We start from the raw sequence: 749 nt of genomic DNA, 5'->3' as shown, positions 1-749 counted from the left end.
CGTCACGTTCGTCCGCATCAATTGGTTCACGTGATCGCGTCGAAATTGCCGCCTCGCAATGGTCGTTTCCAGCGTCATGGCCTTCACCATATGCGCATGAGCCGGACACCGGGCTTAGTGACGCTCCGAAGTCGCCATAGAAACTATCTGCATCAGCGCTCACCGAGCAATTGAACTCTGGTCGGCAGGAGCGGCGCGGCCATAGACCATAAACCGCTCATCCCTAGCAATGGGATGATATGCGGAAAGCAGCGCGGCAAAACGTGCTTGACCAAGCACGTAATCGGTCCAAAGCGGCTCGTCCTGCTGGATAACGATCAGATCGTAGTTGTGGCTGGCGAACTCGGCATATTTGGCGTCTAGGTAGGCATCCGATCGCTTCTGGTAGCGAGCGGCATCCGCCACCTCTCCTTTCGCTGACGCCTTCCGGGCCAGAACGTACGCAAGGGCGCCGAACCAGTCGCTGTTATTGGCAGACAAAAAGCGGGCCCCGACAATCCTGGCGAGCGGATGGGCAGCGGCGACGTCGCTGCCGATGACGCCGAGCGTCGGCTCCCCCTTCGATGCCGCTTTCACTGCCGCGACGAAAGCGTCGCTCGGCTTCTCCGTCTGTAAAAACGGCAGCCATGCAAACATGACGACAATGACACAAAGGATGCCACGTCCGAGCGTTTCACGGTTGTAACGCCAGCCGGAAGACGCTGCGACCCTGCAAAGCACAGCAACAAGAGCCAGCGAGATCGCAGCGA

At 59.0% G+C, this 749-nt stretch carries 1 protein-coding gene; it reads right to left on the bottom strand.

Annotated elements, in window-relative coordinates; all coding sequences use genetic code 11:
• Nucleotides 1-159 precede the first annotated feature (159 nt).
• On the bottom strand, nucleotides 160-749 hold a 590-nt coding region (locus PH547_RS33770), incomplete at its 5' end, for a hypothetical protein (protein WP_285170494.1).

The sequence above is a fragment of the Rhizobium cerradonense genome (assembly GCF_030182455.1).
Lineage (GTDB): Bacteria > Pseudomonadota > Alphaproteobacteria > Rhizobiales > Rhizobiaceae > Rhizobium.
The sequence above is the reverse complement of the archived record's forward strand: the minus strand, read 5'-3'. Positions and strand labels throughout refer to the sequence as shown.